1 protein-coding gene is annotated in these 593 nt (G+C 39.0%); it reads right to left on the bottom strand.

The window, feature by feature from the left end:
* Positions 1-64 precede the first annotated feature (64 nt).
* A partial coding sequence (locus IYN84_RS20860; protein ID WP_196141220.1) for a hypothetical protein occupies positions 65-593 on the bottom strand: 529 nt, incomplete at its 5' end.

The following is a 593-nucleotide window of genomic DNA, read 5'->3' as shown; positions in this document are numbered from 1 at the left end:
TTAACGCATAATTGAGACGCGCGATTTTCGCGTCGAATCCAATGCATGGTTATGTGCGCCAAATTTAAAAAGTAACACAATCTTTTCCATTGGAGTCCCAGCATTCATACAGTGCGTCAGTACCTTTTTCTCTTTTTAAATCTAAATCCGACTGAGTCGCTGGTACGACACCTATACCGGCAATCGACGTATCACCGATAAAAATATTTTCATCTAGTGTATTGTGAAAAGTAGCTGGGCTGACCAAAACATAGCCAGCGTAGCCTCTTTCGTTCAGCGCTAAGCTATCCGAAGGTATTGAATGATCTCTACAGAGATTTGACACACACTCACTGTAATATTGAAGCAACGCAAGCTCACTTTTGAATACATCAGCATTAGCTTCTGAAATCGTGAAATAAAAGTGTCGATGACTTAAAGGAACTGAAAAAACAAGGCTCACTGGATCCTTAGGGTCATCAAATACTGCACTCCCAACGAAATAACTATTTTGTTCGTTAACTTTGATAAGCTCAAAATCTATTTTGCCTTGCAAAGACAACTTACCTTCAAAAAATGCTTCCAGATTTTCTTTTAATTGTTCGGTATCCATC

The sequence above is a fragment of the Aliikangiella sp. G2MR2-5 genome, from assembly GCF_015687155.1.
Lineage (GTDB): Bacteria > Pseudomonadota > Gammaproteobacteria > Enterobacterales > Kangiellaceae > Aliikangiella.
This window is presented reverse-complemented; position numbering and strand designations above follow the sequence as displayed.